Source organism: Petrotoga halophila DSM 16923 (genome assembly GCF_002924615.1).
Genome location: NZ_JALY01000088.1, coordinates 1 through 2,954, shown reverse-complemented (window position 1 = coordinate 2,954; position 2,954 = coordinate 1). Strand labels below are relative to the sequence as shown.

General features: G+C 34.2%; 2 protein-coding genes. One reads left to right on the top strand and one right to left on the bottom strand.

Annotated features, from left to right (window positions below; genetic code table 11):
• The coding region (locus tag AA81_RS03840; RefSeq protein ID WP_103898264.1) for a 5'-nucleotidase C-terminal domain-containing protein at nt 1-1,316 on the top strand (1,316 nt) is incomplete at its 5' end.
• A gap of 39 nt (nt 1,317-1,355) precedes the next feature.
• Here AA81_RS03840 and mutL read toward each other — a convergent pair.
• Nucleotides 1,356-2,954 (bottom strand): DNA mismatch repair endonuclease MutL (gene mutL / locus AA81_RS03835; protein ID WP_103898263.1); only part of this gene is annotated, 1,599 nt, incomplete at its 5' end.

Sequence of the window (2,954 nt, the reverse complement as noted above, 5' to 3'; positions counted from 1 at the left end):
TACTTTTTCTACATGCTGGTGATGTAAATACAGGGATTCCAGAATCTGATCAGTTGGATGCAGTTCCTGACTTTTTGGCTTTACATTATATGGGTTTGGATGCTATGGTTTTGGGTAATCACGAATTCGATAAACCTTTTGAAGTGCTTGAGAAACAGTATGAAGTAGCACAATTTCCATTCTTAGGGGCAAATTTTGTCGATGAAAAACATGGAGGACCAATTTTTGAACCGTACATCATAAAAGACTATGGTGATTTCTCAGTTGGAATTATAGGTCTTGTTACTGAACAAACGAAAGTTTTAGAACCAATTTATTTAGGCGAGAATACAATTGTGGATGCAGAAGAAACTTTAAAAAAATATCTTCCAATTGTCCAAGAAAAAGCTGATGTAGTTATAGTCCTTGCGCACTTAGGTTATCATGCAGATGGAGGAAGGCCTAACTTGTCTGTTGAGTTCACTACCTCAGATGAGCTAGCTGAAAATGTACCCGGAGTAGATATTATAATAGACGGACATTCTCATACTTTGTTAGAAACACCTGTAGTAATCAATAATGTAATAGTAGCACAAGCTGGAGAGAATGCAGAGAACATTGGGAGAATAGATTTATGGATCGATGATGGTAGGATAGTAGATTGGAGAGGAGAAGTAATTCCACTAACATCTGATATCCCCGAAGATCCTTTCATAAAAATGTTTACAGATGCTTTTTATCAACTTGGATCAGAGGCTTTGAATGAGGTTGTTGGAGTAACAAAAGTATATCTCGACGGGGAACGTGCCCACGTTAGAAGTGACGAAACGAATCTAAGCAATCTTATAGCAGATGGTATGATTTGGAAAACAGGTGCAGATGTTGCTTTAATGAACGGTGGCGGGATAAGAGCCTCTATTGAAGCAGGGGATATAACCTACAGAGACATTTTGACTGTTTTACCTTTTGGAAACACATTGTACGTTTTAGAGTTGACTGGGAAAGACATAATGGATGTTTTAAATTATGCTGCTACAATTCCTGATGGCCAAGGAGCTAAGTTACATGTAGCAGGGCTAACTGCAGAAATAAAAGGTGGAAAAGCTACAAACGTGAAAATAAACGGTAAACCCATTGATTTGAACAAAACTTATAAGGTTGTTACCAACAACTATGTAGCTGCAGGCGGAGACGGATACACTATGCTTGAAGGTAAACCTGGTTACGATACATACTTTAGAGACGCGGATGCTTTACGTGAATACATTGCTCACTTGGGAACTATTGAAAATTATACTTCCCAAGAGAGATTGATAGAATTAGATCAAGTTAAGTAAACAAACAAAAAGGGGTGTAAGAAAAAGCTACACCCCTTTTTAAGTCCTTCCAAAGTATTTATCTAAGGTTTTAAATGTAATTTGGATCATTATCGGCCTACCATGTGGACAGGTTAGTAATTTTTTCTCAAAGATGTTGTTTAAAAGTGTTTCCATACCGGTAGGATTATCTTTAGTTTTTACAGCCGTTCTACACGCCATAGTAGCTAAGTTCTTATCAAGTATGTTTGATTGTTGATCAAAATTTGATATTCTTAGATCATCCGCTATCTCGAATATCAATCTTTCAGCGTCATCAATTTTCACAAGGGAAGGAAGTCCTTTTACAATAATTTCTTTGCCTTCTTCTTCCAATTTTATACCCAATTTTTCTAAGTGATCTTTGTTTTCTAAAATTATTCCTTTTCTTACTTCGTCTAAAGATATTTTAAGAGGGTTAAGTAGAAGATCGGAAGTAAGTCCACCTTTTTCGTATAGGTTTTCCTTTAAAATTTCATATATATAACGTTCATGTGCGGCATGAAAATCTACTAAAAGTAATTTGTCTTCCCCTTCGACTACAAGATATCTCTCAGCAACTATGCCCAAAATGCTTAATTTTTCAAAAGAATTAATTTTTTCAACAGGTGTAAACGTCTGATTCTTTTGATATTCAAAACCTTTAAAATCAAAGGTTTTTGATGGTTCATAAAGTCTATAATTATTATCATTATCAAAATGGATATTTCCTTCCTGAAGATCTTCTATTTCAGAGTTATTAAAAAATTCGTCTGTATGTTCAAAATAATCTGTTTTTGGAGTGTTTTGTGAAAAATTAACTTTTTGTGAGTCTTCGTTCTTGCTGTATAAATTTTGAACAGAAAACGAAGAATTTTCATTATTTGTGGCAGGGATATCGTTACTACTTATGAATTCCATCGTAAAGTGAGTGTTTTCCTTTAGGACCTCTCTTACAACTTTTTTAAGTAAAGAAGCTATCTTTTGTTCGTCCGTGAATTTTACTTCCAATTTTTGAGGGTGAACGTTTACATCTACCATATTTGATGGTATTTCTATGAATATTATTCCATAAGGATGAACTGATTTTTCCAGCATCTCACCGTAACCTTTTTCCAAAACGGAGTAAAGTGAAGCCGCCTTAATATACCTGTTGTTTACAAAAAAGTGTTGGGCGGTTCTATTATTTCTTCCAACTTTTGGTTGTGAAATAACTCCAGATATTTTGTACACTGAATCGTTGTATTCAATTTCTATGAGATCATCTCTTTTTAACTCGGGATATATTTTTAAACATTTTGTAATTAGATCCATATCAGAAGAAAATTTGTAGATTTCTTTGTTGTCTCTTATATACGTTAAGTTAATATTGTTCGTAAAAGCAAACTTTTCTATAATCTCTGTAACGTATCTTCCTTCAGCAGAATCACTTTTAAGAAATTTTCTGCGTGCAGGAATGTTGAAAAAAAGATCCATAATCTCAATTTTCGTTCCATTTGATGAATTAACCCTCTTTTTTTCTATTATTTTTCCGCCTAATATTTCTAACATTGTTCCAACTTCTTTTTCAGGTGGTTTGGAGGTCATTTTCATTCTAGAAACCCTTGAAATTGAAGAAAGGGCCTCACCTCTAAAACCAAA